This is a genomic window from Kosakonia sp. YIM B13571 (genome assembly GCF_042788095.1).
Taxonomy (GTDB): Bacteria; Pseudomonadota; Gammaproteobacteria; order Enterobacterales; family Enterobacteriaceae; genus Kosakonia; species Kosakonia quasisacchari.
Genome location: NZ_JBHZPL010000001.1, coordinates 939,971 through 962,864 on the forward strand (window position 1 = coordinate 939,971; position 22,894 = coordinate 962,864).

23 protein-coding genes are annotated in these 22,894 nt (G+C 55.2%); 13 read left to right on the plus strand and 10 right to left on the minus strand.

Annotated elements, in window-relative coordinates:
* Nucleotides 1–88: 88 nt before the first annotated feature.
* The 5 genes from psiF to ACFX4O_RS04565 form a co-directional block, all read right to left on the minus strand.
* The gene (gene psiF / locus ACFX4O_RS04545; protein WP_131410005.1) at nt 89–409 is read right to left on the minus strand and encodes a phosphate starvation-inducible protein PsiF; all 321 of its coding nucleotides are present in this window, start codon (nt 407–409) and stop codon (nt 89–91) included.
* A 90-nt stretch (nt 410–499) separates the two neighbouring features.
* Nucleotides 500–1,930, minus strand: a complete 1,431-nt coding sequence (phoA, locus tag ACFX4O_RS04550) for an alkaline phosphatase (RefSeq protein ID WP_380207541.1) — start codon at nt 1,928–1,930, stop codon at nt 500–502.
* An 87-nt stretch (nt 1,931–2,017) separates the two neighbouring features.
* Complete coding sequence (iraP, locus tag ACFX4O_RS04555) at nt 2,018–2,278, minus strand: anti-adapter protein IraP (protein WP_380207542.1); 261 nt, start codon at nt 2,276–2,278, stop codon at nt 2,018–2,020.
* Nucleotides 2,279–2,540: 262 nt separating this feature from the next.
* Nucleotides 2,541–3,731 (minus strand): multidrug efflux MFS transporter, encoded by a 1,191-nt coding sequence (locus ACFX4O_RS04560; RefSeq protein ID WP_380207543.1) that lies wholly within the window; start codon nt 3,729–3,731, stop codon nt 2,541–2,543.
* A gap of 169 nt (nt 3,732–3,900) precedes the next feature.
* Nucleotides 3,901–4,584: an extensin family protein gene (locus ACFX4O_RS04565; RefSeq protein ID WP_380207544.1), complete on the minus strand. Its 684-nt coding sequence runs from the start codon at nt 4,582–4,584 to the stop codon at nt 3,901–3,903.
* A 108-nt stretch (nt 4,585–4,692) separates the two neighbouring features.
* On the opposite strand from ACFX4O_RS04565, the gene ddlA reads away from it, so the two are divergent.
* Nucleotides 4,693–5,793, plus strand: a complete 1,101-nt coding sequence (ddlA, locus tag ACFX4O_RS04570; protein WP_380207545.1) for a D-alanine--D-alanine ligase — start codon at nt 4,693–4,695, stop codon at nt 5,791–5,793.
* On the opposite strand, the gene ACFX4O_RS04575 is transcribed toward ddlA, so the two are convergent.
* On the minus strand, nt 5,794–6,015 hold the full coding sequence (locus ACFX4O_RS04575; protein ID WP_380207546.1) for a DUF2754 domain-containing protein: 222 nt from the start codon (nt 6,013–6,015) through the stop codon (nt 5,794–5,796).
* Nucleotides 6,016–6,280: 265 nt separating this feature from the next.
* Between ACFX4O_RS04575 and ACFX4O_RS04580 the strand changes: the two genes are divergently transcribed.
* Nucleotides 6,281–6,589 carry a DUF2755 family protein gene (locus ACFX4O_RS04580; protein ID WP_131409996.1) on the plus strand — a complete coding sequence of 103 codons (309 nt, stop codon included), beginning with the start codon at nt 6,281–6,283 and terminating at the stop codon, nt 6,587–6,589.
* On the opposite strand, the gene ACFX4O_RS04585 is transcribed toward ACFX4O_RS04580, so the two are convergent.
* From ACFX4O_RS04585 to ACFX4O_RS04595, 3 genes are all read right to left on the minus strand, one after another.
* A complete protein-coding gene (locus ACFX4O_RS04585; protein ID WP_380207547.1) occupies nt 6,586–7,713 on the minus strand; it encodes a DUF1615 domain-containing protein in 1,128 nt (375 codons plus the stop codon). The genes ACFX4O_RS04580 and ACFX4O_RS04585 overlap by 4 nt on opposite strands.
* Before the next feature lie 13 nt (nt 7,714–7,726).
* Complete coding sequence (gene sbmA, locus ACFX4O_RS04590) at nt 7,727–8,947, minus strand: peptide antibiotic transporter SbmA (RefSeq protein WP_380207548.1); 1,221 nt, start codon at nt 8,945–8,947, stop codon at nt 7,727–7,729.
* A gap of 136 nt (nt 8,948–9,083) precedes the next feature.
* On the minus strand, nt 9,084–9,617 hold the full coding sequence (locus tag ACFX4O_RS04595) for an isochorismatase family protein (RefSeq protein ID WP_380207549.1): 534 nt from the start codon (nt 9,615–9,617) through the stop codon (nt 9,084–9,086).
* Nucleotides 9,618–9,809: 192 nt separating this feature from the next.
* Between ACFX4O_RS04595 and ampH the strand changes: the two genes are divergently transcribed.
* The 11 genes from ampH (at nt 9,810) to ACFX4O_RS04650 (ending at nt 22,227) form a co-directional block, all read left to right on the plus strand.
* Nucleotides 9,810–10,967: a D-alanyl-D-alanine-carboxypeptidase/endopeptidase AmpH gene (gene ampH / locus ACFX4O_RS04600; protein ID WP_380207550.1), complete on the plus strand. Its 1,158-nt coding sequence runs from the start codon at nt 9,810–9,812 to the stop codon at nt 10,965–10,967.
* A 120-nt stretch (nt 10,968–11,087) separates the two neighbouring features.
* On the plus strand, nt 11,088–12,059 hold the full coding sequence (gene hemB, locus ACFX4O_RS04605) for a porphobilinogen synthase (protein WP_131409986.1): 972 nt from the start codon (nt 11,088–11,090) through the stop codon (nt 12,057–12,059).
* A gap of 141 nt (nt 12,060–12,200) precedes the next feature.
* Nucleotides 12,201–13,925: a lysophospholipid acyltransferase family protein gene (locus ACFX4O_RS04610; RefSeq protein WP_131409984.1), complete on the plus strand. Its 1,725-nt coding sequence runs from the start codon at nt 12,201–12,203 to the stop codon at nt 13,923–13,925.
* 699 nt (nt 13,926–14,624) lie between these two features.
* Complete coding sequence (eat, locus tag ACFX4O_RS04615; RefSeq protein ID WP_380207551.1) at nt 14,625–16,001, plus strand: ethanolamine permease; 1,377 nt, start codon at nt 14,625–14,627, stop codon at nt 15,999–16,001.
* A gap of 9 nt (nt 16,002–16,010) precedes the next feature.
* On the plus strand, nt 16,011–17,399 hold the full coding sequence (locus tag ACFX4O_RS04620; RefSeq protein ID WP_380207552.1) for an ethanolamine ammonia-lyase subunit EutB: 1,389 nt from the start codon (nt 16,011–16,013) through the stop codon (nt 17,397–17,399).
* The gene (gene eutC, locus ACFX4O_RS04625; RefSeq protein WP_380207553.1) at nt 17,396–18,169 is read left to right on the plus strand and encodes an ethanolamine ammonia-lyase subunit EutC; all 774 of its coding nucleotides are present in this window, start codon (nt 17,396–17,398) and stop codon (nt 18,167–18,169) included. Before ACFX4O_RS04620 ends, eutC begins: the two co-directional genes overlap by 4 nt.
* Before the next feature lie 92 nt (nt 18,170–18,261).
* Nucleotides 18,262–18,777: a hypothetical protein gene (locus ACFX4O_RS04630; RefSeq protein WP_131409974.1), complete on the plus strand. Its 516-nt coding sequence runs from the start codon at nt 18,262–18,264 to the stop codon at nt 18,775–18,777.
* A gap of 10 nt (nt 18,778–18,787) precedes the next feature.
* On the plus strand, nt 18,788–19,237 hold the full coding sequence (locus ACFX4O_RS04635; protein WP_131409972.1) for a DUF421 domain-containing protein: 450 nt from the start codon (nt 18,788–18,790) through the stop codon (nt 19,235–19,237).
* A 58-nt stretch (nt 19,238–19,295) separates the two neighbouring features.
* Nucleotides 19,296–19,826 carry a 2-oxo-tetronate isomerase gene (locus ACFX4O_RS04640; RefSeq protein ID WP_380207554.1) on the plus strand — a complete coding sequence of 177 codons (531 nt, stop codon included), beginning with the start codon at nt 19,296–19,298 and terminating at the stop codon, nt 19,824–19,826.
* A 194-nt stretch (nt 19,827–20,020) separates the two neighbouring features.
* Nucleotides 20,021–21,403, plus strand: a complete 1,383-nt coding sequence (locus tag ACFX4O_RS04645; RefSeq protein ID WP_380207555.1) for a D-arabinono-1,4-lactone oxidase — start codon at nt 20,021–20,023, stop codon at nt 21,401–21,403.
* A complete protein-coding gene (locus ACFX4O_RS04650) occupies nt 21,400–22,227 on the plus strand; it encodes a glycosyltransferase family 8 protein (RefSeq protein WP_380207556.1) in 828 nt (275 codons plus the stop codon). The genes ACFX4O_RS04645 and ACFX4O_RS04650 overlap by 4 nt, the downstream gene beginning before the upstream one ends.
* 52 nt (nt 22,228–22,279) lie before the next feature.
* Here the strand turns inward: ACFX4O_RS04650 and ACFX4O_RS04655 are convergent, their stop codons facing one another.
* Nucleotides 22,280–22,873, minus strand: a complete 594-nt coding sequence (locus ACFX4O_RS04655; protein WP_131409964.1) for a LysR family transcriptional regulator — start codon at nt 22,871–22,873, stop codon at nt 22,280–22,282.
* Nucleotides 22,874–22,894: the final 21 nt, after the last annotated feature.

The window sequence follows — 22,894 nt, forward strand, 5'->3', positions numbered from 1 at the left end:
GTAAGCCTGGCAGAGATTAGCGGGTGGGCAATAAGGTGGGGAGATTTCAGAATGATGGGTGAGCGAAACACAACGCTCACCCGATGCGTTATTGCGGTTTTTTCAGGCAACCGCTCATAAATTTACTGCGATCTTCGCCTTTCAGGGATTGTTGCGTCGCCTGGGCGTTACATTCACGCATGCGCTGTTGCTGCGGCGTCAGGCTTTTTTGTCCGGGCTCAGTTTTGGTGTTTTTCAGGCAGTCACTCATGTATTTCTTACGGGCGTCTCCCGCCAGGGTTTGCGCCGTCGCCTGTTGATTACAGAGGGTCATACGTTGTTGTTGCGGGGTCAGTGTTTTTTCGGCGGCGCCAAGCGCCGTAACGAACAGCAGGCCAAAGACGAGGGTAACCAGTAATGTTATTTTCATAGCACCATCCTTCTCTTAATGTGCCTTTTAAGAATGGTACTAATTGGTGAAAAAACCACCCGGCAGCAAAGATTTACCGCCGGGAGGCTGTTACTTCAGATTCAGCGCTGCTTTCATGGTGTAGAACAGATCGGTCTGATCCGTCAGCCCCACCACGTTGCCCGCATGCGGGCCATAAGCCGCAATGCGTACCTGCGTTCCGGTATGTTCCATCGATTCCTCTTCCGAGTTGCCGTAAGTGATCGCCATTACCGCGCCGTCTTTAGTGTTCAGCGCCTGACTCAGCCCCGGCGCTTTCGTATCTGCCGGAATGATCTGGCTGGCATGGGCGTGGTCCGCTGTCACGATCACCAGCGTATTGCCATCTTTCCTGGCAAATTCCAGCGCTTTCTGCACGGCTTCGTCGAGATCGACCGTTTCACCGATCTGCCCGCACGGATTCGCCGCGTGATCCTGTTTATCGATCGACGCGCCTTCCACTTGCAGGAAGAAGCCCTTCTTGTTTTTGCTCAGCAAATCAATGGCTTTTTCCGTCATCGCCGCCAGTGTTGGTACGCTGTCGGTGCGCTTCGCGTTTGGCGTACAGGTCACGGCAGGTTGATCAAGATTGCCGTGCAGCGAGGCTTTCGGCCCTTCCCAACGCACCGGCATGTTGCCATCGGAGAACAGCCCCAGCAGCGGTTTGTCCTGGTTCGCTTCAGTGATAGCCGCCAGCGTAGAAGCATCGCCAACCAACTGGTAACCGCGCGCCTGCGCCTGTTCGCGCAGCGTTTTCCCTTTCCACTCACCGGCGGTAGCGGCTTCGCTGAAGGTTTTCGCGCCGCCGCCCAGCGTCACATCCGCGCGAGCATTCAGCAGTTGTTCAGTAATGGAACCTTTGCCGCCTTTCTCCAGCGCGTTGAGCGCACACTTCTCACTGGTTACCGTCGGGCCGTAGCAGCGACGTGAGATAACGTGAGAAACCAGCGCGGCGGGCGTAGCATCTTGCAGTTCTGCGGTAGAAACGTTGCCCGTCGCCAGACCGGCGGCTTTGGCCATTTCCAGAATGGTGGTGTGATCTTTGTCGTGAATGTCGACGCCAAGCGCGCCGTTATAAGTTTTAACACCGGTGCTCCACGCCGTGGCCGATGCAGCGGAGTCGGTTACGTAGTCAGGTTTGCCGGTTTTTTTGTCCAGCGAATAGTGCGTGTACTGGCCGGTCAGCGGCAAGGCGTCAATACCTTTAAAGAAGCCGCCTGCCCCTTCGGCATAATTTCGCGCGGCGGTAATTTCGGAATCCCCCATGCCATCGCCAATCAGCAAAATAATATTTTTGGCGGGTTTATCAATGAGGGAATCACGCAGAGCAGCCGTTTGGTCGCCACTTAAACGGCGCGCTCCGCCAGGGGCGGAAATATCACCTTGAGCGGCCCGATTATCAAGAACAAGCGTCGAGGTGGTTTCCGCATAAATAGCAGGGGTAAACATCAGAGGTAATAATGCAAGGAATAATGCGCTCTGTTTCACTTTAATATTCTCCATGTACAAATACTTAAAGAAAATAAAACAGAGCGACTATAGGTAGCGCAGATGACAGTGAGATGACAGTTCAGGCAGCGCGTCAGGGGTTTAACTGCGCGGGTGCCTTAAAAGCTTTTTTACGTACTGTTGCAGCAACTCCGCATCCTGATGGGTGACATGCGTTCCCGGCCGGGCTTCTTCCAGTGCCCCTTCGATACTCTGGATTAACGCCTGTTGTTCAGCCGTCGCCATTTGGCGCAGCAGTGCGGTTACGACGATTTCCAGCGCTTCGACCTGAGCAACCAATTCTTTCGACTCTTCTTCTTTTTCTGCAAGCTTGACCAATAACTCTGCAATGAGATTTTTCATAGCGCTTATTCCTTACGAGATTGCGAAGAAGTTAGCATTGAGTTTTGTTGTTGCAAAGTGGATACATGTATTATTTTTGCGGATTTTCTCACAACACTTAATAGTCATTTTAAAAGCAGGGTTAACGAAACGTTTCTCCCGTACCTAAGACAAATCATTTTAATGACTTAGCGATAAATAAACCAAAAGCGGTCAGTGTGTTTGCATAAGGGAATATTATAGTAAGGCCGGAACAGGCGTATATAATCCCGACCCCACCGTGTTAACGTTTGACCCGACGAAATGCCAGCAGTAATTGCCAAAGATTAATAAATACCACCACGGCCGTCGCAGCAAATACCCAACGGAAACCCGCCATCGCGGATACGGTGGCCCCCATCAGCGGACCGGCAACATTTCCCAGATACATAAACGATTGGTTGTAACCGAAAATACGCCCGGTGACCTGATCGCTGGAGTATTTCAGCAACAACGTCTGCACGGCGGGCAACATGGCGCCATCTGCGAAGCCCAACATAAAGCGCAAGATCCCAAGCTGGAGCGGCGACGTGACAAACGACATGGCGAAAAACAGCACCACGGCCACTGCCATCGTCGCCATTAAAATGCGCGAGGTACCAATGCGATCCCCCAATTTACCGAGGCGCGGTGCGGAAATCAGCGCCGATACACCGGGCACAGCGGCGATAAGTCCGCTGAGAAAAGCAATGTTGGTGGTATCCGGCGACAGCGATTGAATGAACAGCGCCAGGATCGGGCCGATAGAGCCATTGCAGAGTTGAATGACCATGGTGGTGATAAACAAACTGATGACCAGCGCCGGGTACGGCAAGGTAGAGAACACCGCTTTGCCGCTCAGGCGATCGCCCTTTTTCACCGTCGGCCTGACGCCCTCTTTAATTAAAAACAGCGTGACCAGGAAACTCACGATCAGCAATATCGCCGTAATGAGGAACACCATGCGCAGCCCTACATGATCAGCGAGAAAACCGCCCATCAGCGGCCCGCCAATCACACCGCTTATCTGCGCCGTGGAGAGTGTACTTAGCGCCCAACCGCTCCGTTCACGCGGCACCTGCGAGGCCACCAGCGCCATCGCATTGGGAATATAGCCAGACGTCAGCCCCATCACCCCGCGCAGAATCAGCAATTGCCACACATTGGTGGCAAACGCCTGCAGCAGAATAGCGATCGCCATCCCCAGCGAGGCGCGCAACAACATCAGTTTGCGCCCTTTCCGGTCCGCCAGGCTGCCCCACATGGGCGAAACAATCGCCGAAACCAGAAAGGTGATACTGAAGGTTAAGCCTGACCACATCGACAGCGCTTCATGAGAAGTCACGCCCAGTTGCGCAACATATAACGGCAAGAACGGCAGAATTTGGCTGATGGCGAGACCGGTGAAAAAACAACCGAACCAGACCGAGATAAGATTGACCTTCCAGGATTCCATAAGTACGCGTAATTATTGAGATTTTGACAAACAGCGCACAGGTTAACAAGAATGCGCCAGCGATGAGTCACCAGAGATGCGGTTACGGCAACTTTGGTGTTTTATCTGTCAGTATCCGCCCAACGCCGAAGACCCGGCAGAAAACCCCTGTTTTTTAGGCGGTTTATACTTAGCGGCAAAGGCCAAACCCGCGCATGCCAAGATGAAAATGGTTGGCGTGGGCGGCGTTGTACTCCGGCCCAAGGCCGTTACCGTAATAGCCGCAACTGGCGCTCAGCATTGCCCGCAACCACGGCTGTGTCCGCGCCTGCCGCCAGCCCTTCAGCACCGTCACGGACTGACCATTCGCCAGTCGAAAACCGCTGAGATCCAGCGCTTCTGCGCTGGCGTGCTCGCTACGCCTGGCATCAGCGCGGTTGTAGATATTGCGACACGCATAGCTGCCAAGATGATCGATACGCGTAAGCTGACTGCCCATAAAGCGCTCGGTCAGCGGTCGCGCCTGTTGTTCAACAAACAGCGCGGAACTGAGCGCCAGCGGGCAACTTGCCAGAAAACTGCTGCTCAGTTTAACCGCCCCGAAATCGCGCACCCGCACAACATTGGTTAACGGACAATCTCCGGTGCTATCGGCAACCGGAGCAGAGGAGATTAACCGCTGCTGATTCGCCTGCGACAATAATTCCGAACATGCTTGCGGTGGCAAACGGCGCAGTTTGAACTGCGTAATGCGCCCGGGAGGATCGCTAAGCTGTAATGGCGCAAACGGGTTGTAGTAAGACGGCAATGCGCGGTAGCCAACCAAAATCACCGCCAGAAGAATACACAAAACGATCAGGCCTTTCCCGCTCACGTCACCCCCTTCTGGTTTCCAGAAAACATTATGGCAGAAGGCCGCGAATCGTGCGTTTTGACGTGCTATGGTATGTGCTTTGTGAATTCAGTGTGAGTGAACGGAGAAATGGCAAAACTGCGGGTAGGGGTCGTCTTCGGCGGCAAATCAGCGGAACATGAAGTGTCGTTACAGTCGGCGAAAAATATCGTCGACGCCATGGATAAATCACGCTTTGACGTGGTGCTGCTGGGGATCGACAAACAGGGGCAGTGGCATGTCAGCGATGCGAATAATTACCTGCTAAACGCCAGCGATCCGGCGCGTATCGCCTTAAACCCCTCGGCGAATAGCGTGGCGCTGGTGCCGGGGATCCAACAGCAACAACTGATCCAGGCGGAAAACAGCGCGCCGTTGCCGAATGTCGATGTGATCTTCCCAATAGTTCACGGCACGCTGGGCGAAGATGGTTCATTGCAGGGCATGCTGCGTCTGGCGAATTTGCCGTTTGTCGGCTCCGACGTACTCGCTTCTGCAGCCTGCATGGATAAAGACGTCACCAAGCGCCTGTTGCGCGATGCCGGGCTTTCCATCGCCCCGTTTATCACGCTAACCCGCGCCAATCGCGCGCAGCTTAGCTTTAGCGATGTGCAAACCCAACTCGGTTTGCCGCTGTTTGTTAAACCCGCCAACCAGGGTTCCTCCGTTGGCGTCAGCAAAGTGACGAATGAAGCGCAGTATCACGATGCGGTAAACCTGGCGTTCGAATTCGATAAAAAAGTGATTGTTGAAACGGGCATCAAAGGTCGCGAGATCGAATGCGCCGTGCTGGGCAATGACTCACCGCAGGCCAGCACCTGTGGTGAAATCGTACTTAACAGCGAGTTTTACGCCTACGACACCAAATACATCGATGAAAACGGGGCGCAGGTCGTCGTGCCGGCCGACATTGATCCGGCAATCAACGATAAAATTCGCGGCATTGCCGTGCAGGCTTATCAGACGTTGGGCTGTGAAGGAATGGCGCGCGTGGATGTTTTTCTGACACCAGAAAACGAGGTGATCATCAACGAGATCAACACGCTGCCAGGGTTTACCAATATCAGCATGTATCCGAAACTGTGGCAGGCGAGCGGTATCGGTTATAGCGATTTAATCACGCGCTTGATTGAGCTGGCCGTTGCGCGCCATCAGGCTAATAGCGCGCTGAAAATTACCGTTAACAGCTAATCACTGCGGTTTATCCGCCGTCTCCTCATTTTCCGGACGGCGGCGGATAATCAAACCAGCCAGCCAGAAACCAATCACCCAGGTAATCAGCCCCACCGCATAGGTTTGCCAGCCTTTGGCTTCAAACCCCAACAGCCCGACCACCCCATTCAGAATAAATATCAACCCAATCGCAAACGCATAATAGTGCCAGTCACGGCGGATTTTTACAGGCAGCTTCATGACAACTCCGGCAGTCAAAACGGCATCATCGCACAACTGCCGCTTACCGTCTGTGGCGTATGCGGAAATTCTGAAATGTTACCAAAGTAATTAAAACGTTACAGAAATGTGAGCACCAACAAAAATCATCTAACTGGAATCATTCCCGGGGCGAAATTATCACCATTCTGATGTTGACAAAGCGGTACAACTGCCAAAATTACCGTCAGTTCAGGCCACGCGCCAACTAAATCGAGCGTTAAAAGTAAAGAGTACCGGAGGTCTAATGGCTGACTTTACTATGTCAAAACCCTTTAAGGGCGCAAAACAACGTGACACCTCCAGACCGGGTAATATTGCTTATGCCATATTCGTACTACTCTGCTTCTGGGCGGGTGCGCAGCTGCTGAACCTGCTGGTGCATGCACCGGGCGTGTTCGAGCATCTGATGCAAGTGCAGAATACCACCCGCCCGCACGTAGAAATGGGAATGGGCGTAGGCACAATTTTCGGTCTTGTGCCTTTCCTCGCGGGAAGCGCCCTGCTTGGCGTCATCTTCCTTATCTTACGCTGGCGACACCACCATTCGCGCTAGTTCTGCGCCATGCAGGCGGCCCGACGATCGTCGACGCGCTTCGCAAACCATGCTGTTGTCAGGTTGCGCGTGATCTTCGGGCTTTCCAGTTTGATCCCCGGCAGGACTTCTCGTGGCAATGTTTTGCCACTTTTCTTCTCTGCCAGCCGATAAACTTCACGATAAAGTTTGGTCTCTTCCAGTCTGTCGCTGTCTCCGCGCTCCAGCTGTCGACGGATATCACGATCGCTCATGCCAAGTGAAGCGCCCAGTTTACGTACGGCTAATTCCGTAGTGCCCGCATCGCTGCTGCCGTACAAAATCAGGTCGCCATCGAGCGCCAGTTTCACGCCGGTCGCTTTGCTGATGGCGTTCTGAAATGCCGCGTTGCGGCTGGCATACAATCCGGCGTTAAAATCGGCGAAACGGTAAAGCGGTGCCGTGTAGCTGGCTGGGTAGTTGAGCAGATGATACGTGCCAAACCATAACCCACCGCGGCGGCTGAAAACCTCCTGACGCACGGTGCCTTCCATTTTCCACGGATAACCGTCGGTATGTTGCTCGGCAAAGGCGACGCTAATCTGCATCGGCCCACCGGTGCGCACCGGGTTAAGCGAACCAAACAGCTTCTGCCCCATCGGCACCATACCAATGAAGTCATCAAAAATAGCGCTAAGCTCTTTTTCCGTGCGCACTTTGTCCAACCGTTCGCTGTAGCTTTTACCGTTCGGCGACGGGATTTTCAGCGCGGTATGCACCAGCATCGTTGGAATGTGCATCCGCTCGGCGCGCTTATCGATCTCTTTCCAGGCGATTTTATTCAGCCCCGGCACCACCGGATCAGACTGGTAATTGGACTCCTGCTGCGCCACAGCTAACACCGAACAGATATTCTCCAGCGTCGGCGACAGCTTCTGGCTGCTAAAGGTCGTCGCCAGATCCTGCGCCCAGCCTTCGCGATCTTTCACGCTGGCGGGAATCGTTCGCCGCACTACGCTTGCGACATCCATCGGCTTGTTCTGCTGTTGCTCCAGCGTTTTTTCTTTTTCAGCTTCGGCTTCTTTTTGCGAAAGCGTGCCCTGCGTACTACACCCGGCGAGCACTAACGCTGCCAGCAACCAGCCAAAACGGGGGACGTAAACCATAACGTTCCTTGTGTTAACCAAAAGTATGGGGCACAGGCTGGATCTCTTGCCCATCCAGTTCACGCTCAAAACTGCGTAAACGTTTATAGATAGACATCAGCTCCACCAGCGTCGTCCAGGAAGAGATCAAATACTGGAACGAACTGCGCACCTGCTCAAACACGTTAGTTATCTGGCGCATCAGACCGAAAGTGATAGCCCCGGCGGCAATCGTCGGGAACAGCACAATCAGGCCAACCACCACATCAACCTGCATGTACAGGATACGGGCGATATTGAAATACATATAGTGGAAATAGAGCCGGAAATAGTTACGCCGCACCGCAGCGAAGAGCTCCGCGATGGTATGCGGCCTGGCGCGACCGGCATCATCTTCGCCATACACCAGCTCTTTACGGTAGGCCGCTTCCACGCGCTGGTTTTTAAACTCCAGCCCAGGCAGCTTGATGCCCACAAACGCCAGCAGCACGGTGCCAAGCAATGCCCAGCTCACGGCAGCAATCACCAGCCCATAAGCGATATGCCCCACTACCGGTATCTCCTGCACATGCGGCGATAGCGCCACCAGCACGGGCAAAAAGGCAATCAGCGTCATGATGGCGTTAATAAAACTGGTGCCCATATCTTCGAGCGTCGAGGCGAAACGCATGGTGTCTTCCTGCACACGCTGGGCTGCACCTTCGATATGCCGCAGATGTTCCCAGTGCGCCATATAATATTCGTTCATCGCCGTGCGCCAGCGGAACACATAATGGCTGACGAAAAAGTTGTTGAGTACCGCCACCGTTACGGCAATCAGGGCGATCCACAAAAACACGCCAATCTCGCTGTACAACTGGCTAATGCTGACTTTGTTCGGCGCACTGAGCGCGGTCTGGATAAGATCGTAAAAGGGCTGATACCAGGCGTTAATGGCGACATTCACTTCGACCAAAAACCAGGTGACAAAGATAATTAATGCGGTGCCGAGAATCGACCAGCGCTGCCAGCGATGCGGCGAGAGGATAAACCAGAACAGCGCAAAAACGCCGACACAAAGCAGATAGTAGGCATAAAACAGCAAGTAGCCGGGGCTCCAGAAACGCGCCGCGCTAATCGGCACATCCGCAGACGCGCCAGTAAGGCGCATCAACCACGCTTCACCGCCGGCCTGCCAGAAAACAACGGTAATGGCGGTCCAGATGAATACCGACAAAAAGAACAACGCCGGTTTCGGAAAGAAGGACTTAAACATAATGCTCTCCTGCTCACTTCTTATTATTTACGACACATGCTGTGCATCACTGTTTGTAAGCCCCTAAAAGGGCAGCGACAAAAAAGCGCCGCGAAGTGCGGCGCCGTCTGGTTAAATCTGACCTAAGGTTAACGGCTTAGTTCGTTTGCCATTCGTGAAGAATTGTTTCGACGGGTTTCACTAACACCGGGTTGCCCGGCACCGTTAACGTACGCCACACCTCGTTATAGTGGTCGATCAAAACCGAGGCCTGCGCCGCCGGGCGATTCGCCGTGGTGTGCGCATCTTGCGCGACCGTAATGGCGTAACCACGGCTGGCCCCGTTTTTCAGCGTGGTATCCACACAGTAATCCGTGGCGCACCCGCACATCACAAAGGCGCGAATGTCATGATCGTGCAGCACGCTTTCGAGAGTGGTGTGATAAAACGCATCGCAGGCGGTTTTGGTGACATACAACGCGTTCGCCGGTTGCGTCAATTCCGGCAGAATAGCAAACCCGTCACTGCCCTCTTCCAGCCCACCGGCTTCGGCGTGTTGAATAAAAATCACCGTATCCGCAGCCGCTATCAGTTGGTTAATGCGCGCCACACATTGCTCACGCTGAATACGCTCCGTTGCAAACACCCCGTTTTGCATATCCACCACCATCACTACCCGTTGACTTGCCATTGCCTGACTCCTGAGTGCGGGAAAGGAAGAGGTTATCACAGGCGCCTTGCACCAAAGTCATAGGGAAAAAATTTCATATTTACCCATCGTTACGTATTAGGGCGAAATAATACGCTTATTGGTGCTTTGCATCGAAACGCCAGGTAGTATAAATACCCTCTATCGTTCCCATTCTTATATGGATCCCCTTCGTTGAAACGTTGTCTGCTTTTCTCCGCGTTGCTCTGCACGCTGAGTATGACCAGCGCCCGTGCGGCGCAACAATCTCCCGATCCGGTATTTGCCTCTGACATTGTCGATCGTTACGCCAATCACATCTATTACGGTAGCGGTGCGACCGGGATGGCGATGGTCGTTATCGACGGTAACCAGCGCGTGTTCAGAAGCTTTGGTGAAACCCGTCCGGGCAATAATGTGCGCCCGCAACTGGATTCCGTTATCCGTATTGCGTCGCTCTCCAAGCTGATGACCAGCGAAATGCTGGTGAAACTGCTCGATCAGGGCCGGGTGCATCTCGACGATCCATTAAGCAAATATGCGCCACCGGGAACACGCGTGCCGACCTACGAGGGTACGCCGATCAGGTTGGTTAACCTCGCGACACACACCAGCGCGCTGCCGCGTGAGCAGCCTGGCGGCGCGGCGCACCGTTCGGTATTTGTCTGGCCAACGCGCGAGCAGCGCTGGAGCTGGCTTTCCACTGCGAAGCTAAAAACCGCGCCGGGCGCGCAGGCGTCTTACTCCAACCTGGCATTTGACCTGCTGGCCGATGCGCTTTCTCAGGCGGCCGGGAAACCCTATCCGCAGTTGTTTGAAGAGCAAATAACCCGCCCGTTGGGGATGAAAGACACCACCTTCACCCCGTCGCCGGATCAGTGCAAGCGACTGATGGTGGCGGAAAAAGGGGCCAGCCCGTGCGATAACACACTTGCGGCAATTGGCAGCGGCGGCGTTTACTCCACGCCAGGCGATATGATGCGCTGGATGCAGCAGTTCCTCTCTTCCGATTTCTACACCCGCAACAGCCAGGCCGATCGTATGCAAACGCTGATCTACCCGCGAAATCAGCTCACCAAAGTGATTGGCATGGACGTGCCCGGCAAAGCCGACGCGCTCGGCCTCGGCTGGGTCTATATGGCACCGAAAGATGGCCACCCGGGGATCATCCAGAAAACCGGCGGCGGCGGCGGTTTTATCACCTATATGGCAATGGTGCCGCAGCATAACGTTGGCGTATTTGTGGTAATGACCCGTTCACCGCTGACGCGCTTTACCAGCATGAGCGACGGCGCGAACGACCTGGTCAGCGAACTGAGCAACAATAAACCGCTGGTGGTTCCGGCTTCCTGATGCGGACAAAGGCAGGCGGGTTGCCGTCTGCCTTCCCCTTTTAACAGCGATTTTGGTAAAACAGCTCGCCGCCTTTTCGGCTACAATGCCGCCATCTGTTCCACAAACATCAGGCATATCATGACCGATTTAATTACTCGCCCTCGCCGCCTGCGCAAATCGCCTGCGCTGCGCGCCATGTTTGAAGAGACAACACTGAGCAAAAACGACCTGGTGTTGCCGATCTTTGTTGAAGAAGAGCTCGACGATTACAAAGCCATCACCGCCATGCCTGGCGTGATGCGCATTCCGGAAAAGTATCTGGCGCGCGAAATCGAACGCATCGCCAACGCCGGGATCCGCTCAGTGATGACCTTTGGTATTTCGCACCACACCGATGACACCGGCAGCGATACCTGGCAGGAAAACGGCCTGGTGGCGCGGATGTCACGCATCTGCAAAGAGACAGTGCCGGAAATGGTGGTAATGTCCGACACCTGTTTTTGTGAATACACCTCGCACGGCCACTGCGGTGTGCTGTGCGATCACGGCGTGGATAACGACGCCACGCTGGTAAACCTCGGTAAACAAGCGGTGATTGCCGCCGCGGCAGGCGCAGACTTCATTGCGCCATCGGCAGCGATGGACGGCCAGGTGCAGGCGATTCGCCGTGCGCTGGATGCGGCGGGCTTTACCGATACCGCGATCATGTCCTATTCGACTAAGTTCGCCTCGTCCTTCTACGGCCCGTTCCGCGAAGCAGCGGGCACGGCGCTGAAAGGCGATCGTAAAACCTACCAGATGCACCCGATGAACCGCCGTGAAGCGATTCGCGAGTCGCTTATCGATCAGGCCGAAGGCGCAGACTGCCTGATGGTGAAACCGGCCGGCGCTTATCTTGATATCCTGCGTGATATCCGTGAGCGCACCGAGCTGCCGCTGGGTGCTTATCAGGTGAGCGGCGAATACGCGATGATCAAGTTTGCCGCTCAGGCAGGCGCGATTGATGAAGACAAAGTGGTGCTGGAAAGCCTTGGCGCGATTAAACGCGCAGGCGCGGATTTAATTTTCAGTTATTTCGCCCTCGATCTCGCCGAACGCGGCATCCTCTGAACGAAGCGGGCCTGGCCCGCTTTTTTTGCCTTTGCTCCTGATTATCCTCCCGTCTTTAAAGTGTCATTTATTCATTGTAATGAAATGTAAGCGTCATCTTCGCCCTTTACTGTCATCGGCAAGACGGGAGGAGAAACCACCATGTTTAGTCTCGACAATGTATTAGAGGATCTCTGGCCACAGGCCAGGCCAGCACCCTGGCAAAAAAATCTGCTCAGACGCCTGCTCTATGAGCAAGAGTTTCAGCAGTTCGCCGCACAGCACCCACACCTGAAAGGGCTGGATATGGTGGAACAAGTACTCGAACACTTACAGATCCGCTGCACTATTCCCGCTCACTGCCTTGAACAAATCCCTGAACATGGCCCACTGGTCATCATTTCCAACCACCCGACAGGCACGCTCGACGGGATGGCGCTGATGTACGCTGTTTCCCGCGTCCGCCGCGATGTAAAAGTGGTCACCAACCGCATGCTATCGCATCTCGAACCGCTCAGTTCGCTGTTTATTCCGGTAGATAATATGGGTGGTCGTACACGTAAATCTTCATTGCAGCAGATGGAAAACCACCTGCAAGGCGGCGGCGTGTTGATCTTCTTCCCGGCCGGGGAAGTTTCGCGCATGACGCGCAAAGGCATTCGCGACAAAAGCTGGCATGCCGGGTTTATTAAACTGGCCAGCAAATTCCGCACCCCGCTGCTGCCAATGTGGATTGAGGCGCGCAACAGCGCTCTGTTCTACGCCAGCGCCATGGTGTCTGAAACCCTGCCCTTTTTACTGCTAATGCAGCAGATGTTTCGCCGGCGCGACAGCGCGCTGCCGATCAAAATCGGTGAACGTATTCCCTGGGACAGCTGGCACACGCCGCAACTCGCGCCGCGCGAGCTGGCCAATAAGTGTCGCAAGCATGTCCTGCGTCTTGGCAAGGGATTGCCCGGCCCCTTCAAAACCGAGTGTGCCATCGCACGTCCGGAAGAGCGCATTACGCTGCGCCGGGAGCTTAACAACGCCGAGTGCCTCGGTCGCACCGCTGATGGCAAGGTCATCTATCTGTGGCAACGTAAAGGGCAGGAAGATGCGCCGCTGCTGCGTGAGCTTGGGCGGCTGCGTGAAATCGCCTTCCGTGCGGTGGGAGAAGGCAGCGGTAAACGTCGTGATACGGATAAATATGACGACGATTACCTGCATCTGATCTTGTGGGATGACGCAGATCTGGAAATTGTCGGCGCTTACCGTTTTATGCCGACAGCCCAGCAAATAGAGATGCGCGGCGTAGAAGGGCTATATAGCCACAGCCTGTTCCATTACGACGATCGCATGGCGGATGTGCTGCGCCACGGCATTGAACTGGGGCGCAGCTTTATTCAGCCGCGCTATTGGGGTCGTCGCGGGCTGGATTATCTGTGGTCAGGTATTGGCGCTTATCTGGCGCGATACCCCCAGTATCGCTACCTGTTTGGCCCGGTCTCTATTTCCGGTGGCATGCCGCCTGCGGCGCGCGATCTGCTGGTGGCGTTCTACCGCCTGTGGTTCCCGGCCACCTGGCCGCTGGCGTCATCGCGCCGCCCGTGGCCTGCCAGCATGCCGGAAGTGCTGGCGCAGTTTACCGGCGACGACTACACCGAAGATCTTACGCGGCTAAAATCGCTACTGGGGAACCTGGGTTGCGGCATTCCACCGCTATATAAACAATATTCCGAAGTGTGTGAGCCAGGCGGCGTGCAATTTATTGATTTCGGCTGCGACCCGGATTTCAACAACTGCGTGGATGGCCTGGTGCTGGTGGATTTAACGCACCTGAAAGCAAGCCGCTACGAGCGCTATATTGCTGCGCATCTGCCGCAGCCGGAAACAGAAACGGCATAACGTAAACCTGCACAAAACAGTAAAGCCGTCGCGTTACGCGTGACGGCTTTTTTACGCATCCTGTCAGCCATGCACCAGCCGCAACTGTGCTCGTCGGCTATTTAAACGAGGGTTGTCGGTAAAAATGACATATAAAATGGGGCGCCAGGCCATTACATCCTCCTTAGTTAAATATCATCCTGGGTTTGGCTGAAGATTATTGCGTCAAACTAAAGTGCCAGACAATTCAGGTCAACCCATTATTCCGGATTAGATTTAACATCAGGCTATTACGATAATGATATGTGTTGCGCCTCACAAAAAATAAAATAAATGACGCTGTAAAATCAATATGTTAAGTTATTGTGAAATGCGCAAATTAAATAAAAACACAGTCACTTTAATTAAAGCCTGATATGACAAAAAAGGGTTAAGAATAGTCGGATTTAAATTTCCAGTTGTTCCCTATAACATTTCCAGAAACCGGGCTAGTGCCTTTTTTTATTAACCTGTTGGCAATTAATTTCACCTTAATCAGCACATTCGCCACTTTCACCATTGCAGGGCAGCCTGCACCAGAATCCGATCTGCCACGGTGCAAGCCAGACATTTTCTCAAAGTCATAACCATGTAAATAATTAATTAATAAAAGAATATATCTTTTGGCACCGCCTTTGCACATTCACTGCTAACTGTATTCAATGGCGAGGCAGTAAAAGCATGAGCACACAAACAACATTAAAAAGAACACTGGGCAGCTTCCGTCTTTGGGGCATTGCCGTCGGGCTGGTGATTTCAGGGGAGTATTTTGGCTGGAGCTATGGCTGGTCACAGGCCGGTACGCTCGGCTTTTTGATTGTCGCACTGTTAATTGCCGCAATGTATTGCGCCTTTATCTTTAGTTTTACCGAGCTGACCACCGCCATTCCTCATGCCGGTGGCCCTTTCGCTTACGCGTACCGGGCTTTTGGGCCGACGGGGGGGTTTATTGCCGGTTTTGCCACCTTAATAGAATTCGTTTTCGCGCCTCCGGCTATTGCGATGGCGATTGGCGCGTATCTGAACGTGCAGTACCCGTCGCTGGATGCGAAATGGGTGGCCTGCGGCGCGTACCTCATCTTTATGGCACTGAACATTCTCGGTGTCGGCATTGCCGCCACGTTTGAGCTGATTGTCACCCTGCTGGCGATTTTCGAACTGCTGGTGTTTATGGGCGTGGTGGCACCGGGCTTCTCGTGGGGCAACTTTACCGCCAACGGCTGGGCAGGCGCAGAGAGCTTCAGTAGCCTGGCGCTGCCGGGAATGTTCGCCGCGATCCCCTTCGCCATCTGGTTCTTTCTCGCCATTGAAGGCGCGTCCATGGCGGCGGAAGAAGCGAAAGATCCGAAACGCACCATTCCTCGCGCACTTGGCGGCGGCATTTTGACCCTCACCGTGCTGGCGGTTGGCGTGATGATTTTTGCCGGTGGCGTGGGCGACTGGCGCACGCTGTCGAACATTAACGACCCGCTGCCGCAGGCGATGAAAGTGGTGGTCGGTAACAGCAGCGGCTGGCTGCATATGTTGGTGTGGCTTGGTTTGTTTGGCCTGGTGGCGTCGTTCCACGGCATCATTATGGGTTACTCACGTCAGATCTATTCACTGGCGCGCGCGGGTTACCTCCCTGCAAGCCTGGCGAACCTCAACCGCAAAACCCGCACTCCACATCTGGCGATCCTCGCCGGTGGCGTGGTCGGCATTGCGGCGATTTTCTCCGACTCGCTGGTCACCATCAGCGGCATGCCGCTCACTGCCTGTATTGTGACGATGTCCGTTTTCGGGGCTATCGTTATGTATATCACCTCAATGGTCGCGCTGTTTAAGCTGCGCAGCAGCGAACCGGAACTTGAGCGCCCGTTTAAAGCGCCGCTTTTCCCGTACGCGCCCGCGTTTGCACTGGGCATGGCGGTGCTCTGCCTGGTGGCGATGGTCTGGTACAACACGCTGCTGGCACTGATCTTCGCGCTGATGATGCTGGGCGGCTATATGTGGTTTCGTAAAACGGCGCACGCGCGTGAACGTGCCGAGATGGATCCGCAACTGCGGGCGCTCTCCTGAGGAGACGGAATGTATAAAACCACGCTGGCTCACCGTACTTATCAGTTCGACAGCCTGAAAACATTGATGGCAAAAGCCTCCCCGGCGCGATCCGGGGATGTGCTGGCCGGGGTGGCGGCGCAGACAGCGGAAGAGCGGATGGCGGCGAAAATCGCCCTGGCAGATGTGCCGCTGCGCGAGATCCTCGCCTCGCCGCTTATCCCGTATGAAGACGATGAAGTAACGCGCTTAATTATCGATACCCACGATAGCCGCGCGTTTACCCTGATTGCCCATCTGACGGTGGGCGAATTCCGCGACTGGCTACTGGCCGACAGCACCGATACCGCCACGCTTAGCCACGTTGCACCGGCGATCACGCCGGAAATGGCCGCTGCTGTCAGTAAGCTGATGCGTAACCAGGATTTGATCCTCACCGCCAGCAAATGCAGCGTGATCACCCGTTTTCGCAACACCATTGGTTTGCCCGGCCATCTCAGCGTGCGTTTGCAGCCCAATCACCCGACCGATGATCTGAAAGGCATTGCCGCCAGTATGCTGGATGGCCTGCTGTATGGCGCGGGCGATGCGGTGGTGGGCATCAACCCGGCCAGCGACAGCCTGCCGGTGCTGCAAAAGCTCAACCACATGATGGCAGACATCATTGATCGCTTTGCCATTCCTACCCAGTCCTGCGTGCTGACCCATGTCACCAATACCATTCAGCTCATTGAACGCGGCGCCCCGGTTGATCTGGTGTTCCAGTCGGTGGCGGGAACGGAAGCCGCTAACAGCGGTTTTGGTATCAATCTGGCGCTATTGCAGGAGGCGCATGAGGCGGCGCTGAGCCTGAAGCGCGGCACGCTGGGCAACAACGTGATGTATTTTGAAACCGGCCAGGGCAGTTGTCTCTCCGCCAATGCGCATCACGGTGTCGATCAGCAAACCTGCGAAGCGCGTGCCTACGCGGTGGCCCGGCATTTCAACCCATTGCTGGTGAACACCGTCGTGGGCTTTATCGGCCCGGAATACCTCTACGACGGTAAGCAGATCATCCGCGCCGGGCTGGAGGATCACTTCTGCGGCAAACTGATGGGGCTGCCGATTGGCTGCGACGTCTGCTACACCAACCACGCGGAAGCGGATCAGGACGATATGGACACGCTGCTGACGCTGCTGTGCACCGCCGGGCTGACTTTTCTGATTGGCGTACCGGGCGCGGATGACATCATGCTCAATTACCAGAGCACATCATTCCACGATGCGCTCTATGCCCGCCGTCTGCTGGGGCTGAAACATGCGCCGGAGTTCGCCGAGTGGCTAACGAAGATGCAGATTATCGATACCCACGGCCAATTGCGCCTGACGGGTGCAAACCACCCGCTGCTGACCGTTATGCCACAAGGAGCGCACGCATGAATGGACCCGATGCCTGGACGCTGCTGCGTGAGTTTACCGATGCCCGCATTGCGCTGGGGCGTAGCGGCGCGAGCTTGCCCACGCGGGAGGTGCTCAATTTTGGCCTCGCGCACGCCCAGGCGCGTGATGCCATCCACCAGCCCTTTGACAGTGAAAGCCTGGCGCAACAATTACATGCGCTGGGTTTAAAAACGCTGGATGCACACAGTGCCGCTGCCGACCGGCATATCTACCTGAATCGCCCGGATTTGGGGCGCAGGCTCAGTGATGAGAGCCGCGAAACGCTTGCCGCTCATCGCCCACCCGCGCACGATCTGCTACTGGTGATTGGCGATGGGCTCTCTTCCCACGCCGTTCACCGCCAGTCAATCGGGCTTATCACCGCCCTGCTACCCTATCTGGAAACGCTGGGCATTTCCCTCGGCCCCATCGTGCTCGCGCACCAGTCGCGCGTGGCGCTTGGTGATGACATTGGCGAAACGCTGGGCAGTAAAGCGGTGGCGATACTGATTGGCGAGCGTCCGGGGTTGTCCTCGCCGGATAGCCTCGGCGTCTACCTCACCTGGAAGCCAGAGCGCCAGCGCATCGAATCCGAACGCAACTGCATCTCTAATATTCGCCCGGAAGGGCTGAATTACGAGGCCGCTGCGTTTAAGCTCGCCTGGCTACTGGAACAGGCATTTCTGCGCCGTCTCACCGGCGTGCGGCTGAAAGACGAAAGTGACAACCCGGCGCTGCACGGGCGCGTGACACCCCGCATTACGAGCTGATCTCAGTACAGAGCGCTGGCGCGGCGAAGCGCTCTTTCTCCCCCCATCATCTACACTCTTTACGTTATTTACGGCGAACCCGTGGAGGGCGTATGGAGAAAAAAAGTAACGCTGACACAGAGCGAACATGGCCCGTGGAAGACAATCCCTTCTGGTTGCATGTTGAAATGCAGGTGCAAAAATGGGGGGCGATAGCGCTTATCGCCATTGTGATTGCCGGGCTGTGCGGGCTCTTTTCACAAGGCTGGCTAAGCAAAAAAACGGCGACCAGCGCCGATCAACGTCTCACCGTGGAGTACGACCGCTTTGGTCGGCTGCAAAGCGATCTGGATATGCAGATAACCGCCAATGCCACAGCCGACAACCGTATCACTTTCACCTTAGGCGGCGATTTCATGCACGATTTTGAGATCCGCACCCTGCAACCACAACCGCTAAACATGTACAGCCGCAGCGGCGAGCTGGTACTGGAATATGCGCGTCCTGCCGCCGATAAACCGCTGACCGTGTGGCTGGGGCTGACACCGCTCGGCGTCGGTAACAGCACGCAGCGAATTTCAGTGAATAACGCAACCCCGGTCACCCTGACGCAGTTTATCTGGCCCTGAGGAGAACGCGATGGACATGGTATTACGCGCAATAGCTATCTATCTGGTGTTGATGGTGGTGTTCAAAATCGCTGGACGCCGGGCGCTGCTCCAGATGACCTCTTTTGATCTGATTTTACTGCTGATCATCAGTGAGGCCACGCAACAAGCACTGCTCGGCAATGACTTCTCCGTGACCGGCGCGGCGCTAACCATTATCACGCTGGTGGTGGTGGATATCTTATTTGGCACGCTGAAGAAGTATGTCAAAGGAGCGGAAAACCTGATTGACGGTACGCCGGTGGTGTTAGTGGAGAACGGCCAAATGCTGGAAAACAAAATGCGCGAAGCCGATATCACGCGCGACGACATTATGTTGTCAGCGCGGAACAATCAGGGCATTGCCGATCTGGCAGAGATTAAATTCGCCATTCTTGAGCGCAACGGCCATATCTCGATTGTTCCCAAAAATTCATCATGACTTTTCGCTCGCTATACTTTGCTTACCGGGTCACAACCAACTTAACGAAAAATAGCCTATGAATGAAGATGTTACCTTAACGAACAACATGAATGCCCTGCTCTGTCTGCCCATTCCTATGCTGGCAGCACAACTGGGCGAACTGCTTATGCAAAAACAACTGCGCGTCACGACGGCGGAATCCTGTACCGGCGGGCAAATTGCAACAGCGCTGTGCGCCGCAGGTGATACGCCAGCGTTTTTTGGCTGCGGGTTTGTCTCGTTTACCGATGAAGCGAAAAGTACCTTGTTGCAGGTTAAACGTGAAACGTTGGCGCGCTGGACGGCGGTGAGCGAGCAGACGGCCAGCGAGATGGTACAAGGCGCCTGCGCGGTTAGCCATGAACCGGTCGGGATTGCGGTCACCGGTTATGCCGGCCCGGATGGCGGCGAAGATGGTACGCCTGCCGGAACCGTGTGGTTTGCCTGGGCGCTGCCTGGGCAAGCGCCGATCACGGCATTACGCCATTTTGCCGGGGATTGCGAAAGCGTGATTGAGCAGTCGGTGAAATATGCAATAGCAACGTTAATAACACTCTTAAACCGCTAACCTTTTCCCCGTCGCGCGTCGTTATACCGCGCTGGCCCATTTCACGATCATCATGATGTTTATCTTAAATAATCAGGCCCCAACGGCCTGATTATCAGCATGATGCCAGGACGCCCAAGCCGCGGCAAAATTCACACTTTTCTGTGATGCGCTACGCTTGGTTTATCAATAAAAATCTGCGCGAGGAGCCGCCCATGACCGACACGCACACCCTTTTTCCCCGCCGCCAGCCGCATCCTGAACCGCAAGACCCGCATCTTTTCAACTGGGCGAAAAACACGGTTCTGGCCTGCAAAAATACCGTTATCGGCGTAGAAAATGAAGCACAGCTGCAGCAGGTTATTGCCGCCGCTGCCGGGCGAGTGCGGGTGATGGGCAGTTGCATGTCGCCAGGACGTATGCTGAAACTTAGCCAGCCGGACGATACGCTGATTGATATCTCTGCGCTGCGCGGCGTGCTGGCGGTGGATGACGACAGCGTGACATTTGGCGCCGGAACACTGTTGCACGAAATGTTTGAAATACTCACCGTCATGAACCGCATGCTGCACGCGTCGCCGGGGGTGATTGACGCGCAAACGCTGGCTGGAGCGATTTCAACGGGAACCCACGGCCAAGGCATGCAGCAAAGCTCGCTGGCAGATGAAGCGCTATGCATCCGGCTGGTAGACGCCGCCGGGCAGATCCACGAAATTGACCGCAAACAACCGGCGTTTGCCGCCGCGCAACTGGCGCTCGGCACGTTGGGGGCGATTACCGCCGTCACCCTCCGCACGCGCCCGGCTACCCTTTATACCTGCTTTAAAAACGCCAGCAGCGCCGCGAATCTTGCGCAAGATTTGGTTAGCTGGAACCAGCAATGGGCTTTCAGCAAAACGTGGTGGTTCCCGGATGAAAACAAAGTTCATACCTGGAACGCGCGCGAATCCACCGCCGATGAAATGGCGCTATGGCGCGATAATCATGGTGACCTGGTAGAGCGGGAAGAGACTGACACGCAGATGAACGACACGGTGGAGAAAACGCTGGAACAGATGCATGACGACACCAATATCGTTGATGAAAATGGTAAGCCGTTTCGCACCGTCACACGCTTTAAGGACTTTTCAGATGTGATTGGCGATATCTATCAGGTGTTCTGCCGGGGTATCGCTACGCCGCAAATCAATATTGAAATTGGCATTCCGCTGGCGCGCGCCCCGGCGGTCATTGCCCGCATCAAGGCCTGGCATCAGCAATCGCACCCACATATGCACTACCCGATAATTTTGCGCTGCACCGGGCCTTCCGGCGCGTGGCTAAGCCCGGCCTGGCAGCAAGCGACCTGTTTTTTTGGCTTTGTGGTGTATTACGCCGAAGACGGCTCGCTCTCTGAAGAGGGGCTGGCGTTTCTGCGCGCCGCCGAACAGTTGCTGGCAGAAGAAGGCGGGAAGCCGCACTGGGGAAAATACTTCGACCCAACGTTATACGACTGGCCAACGCTCTACCCGCAATGGACGGCGTTTCAGGCCGTACGCCAGCGCTTTGACCCGCAGGGCAAATTCCTCAATACCTTTATGACGGAGTTACTGTCATGAGTGCCGCATTCGCCTGGGTAACCCTCCTGACGCAGCCGGATTATCTGCCGGGCGTAGAAACGCTGCACCATTCGCTGCGCGCCAGCGGTTCGCCGTGGCCGCTGGTGGTAATGGTGACAGCGGCTATTGACGACAACACGCGCCAGCATTTGAACGCACAAGGCTGCAAAGTGTGGGAAGTGCCGGTTATCGGCCCCGATCCCACGCTTGATGACAGCTATGCGAACGCCCGTTTCGCCGATGTGTGGAGCAAACTGGCGGTGTGGACGCTCAGTGAATACCAGCGGGTGGCATTTCTCGATGCCGATATGCTGGTGATTCAAAATATGGATCACATCTTTGAACTGCCGCTGGCCGAAGGCACCATTGCCGCCTGCCATGCCTGCCGCTGCAACCCTAACCATATCGAAAGCTACCCGGCAAGCTGGCGGCCGGAAAACTGCTATTACAGCTGGTGTACGGACGCGCAAATGTATGCCAACCCACCGGCGTCGCTGGATAACTACCTGAACGGCGGTTTTCTGCTGCTCACGCCCGATAACTCCCTTTATCAGCAGATGATGGCGACGCTGGCTGAGAAAGCCGATATTTCGGATTATGTTTTCGCTGAGCAGGATTTTCTTAATGAAGTGTTCCGCGACCGCTGGCTACCGCTGCATTATGGCTATAACGCCTTAAAAACCCTGCCGCTTCAGCACCCACAAATATGGGATTTAGCGCGGGTGAAAAACCTCCACTACATTATCGATAAACCCTGGGAAAAACAGCCCGAGCCGGGTGACAACGGGTACGAGCTGGATCGATTGTGGTGGAAATATGCGTAACTGCCGGTGAGCGCGCAATTACCGGAACGCAAACATGCCGTCGCCTTTGTGTTTACCGCTCCGGCCAATGATGTTCTTGCGCGGCAGCCAGCAGCCAGTCGCGAAAGGCGTGGCAAAGCGGTTCTAACAGCGCCGACTTATCGTAGATCAGCAGCATCCCGCCGCTATTCTCCAGCGGGTGCAGGATGCCTTCACTCCCGGCCTGCACCGTGCGGCGAAAAGCAAAATCGATCCCTTCCGTTTTCAAATCAACGTCCCGCGAAGCGGTATTGATAAGCACCTCGGCATACGGGTGGTAACGTTCAAAGCCGCCAAGCCTTGGTAGCAACCAGTGCATAGCAAAATCCGTTGAGCAACTGACGCTCACGCGGTGTTGCGCCCCCGCGTCAATTAACCGGTGTGTTGCTTGTGAAATCTGATGAAAAGCAGGCTGAATGGCCCGCAAATAGATTTTCCCTTCCGGCGTCAGCGTGAGTATGCGCGAGCCGCGCATAAACAGCCGCACATTCACCCAGGCTTCAAGTTTGGCAATTTGCTGGCTCACTGCGCTGGCGCTGATAGATAACGCCGCGGCCGCCGCTTTCATACTCCCGTGTTGTGCGACAGCATTAAAACAGATGAGCGCCTGCAAAGGCGGTAAGGTCATTGCCGATCTCCGCATCAGTTA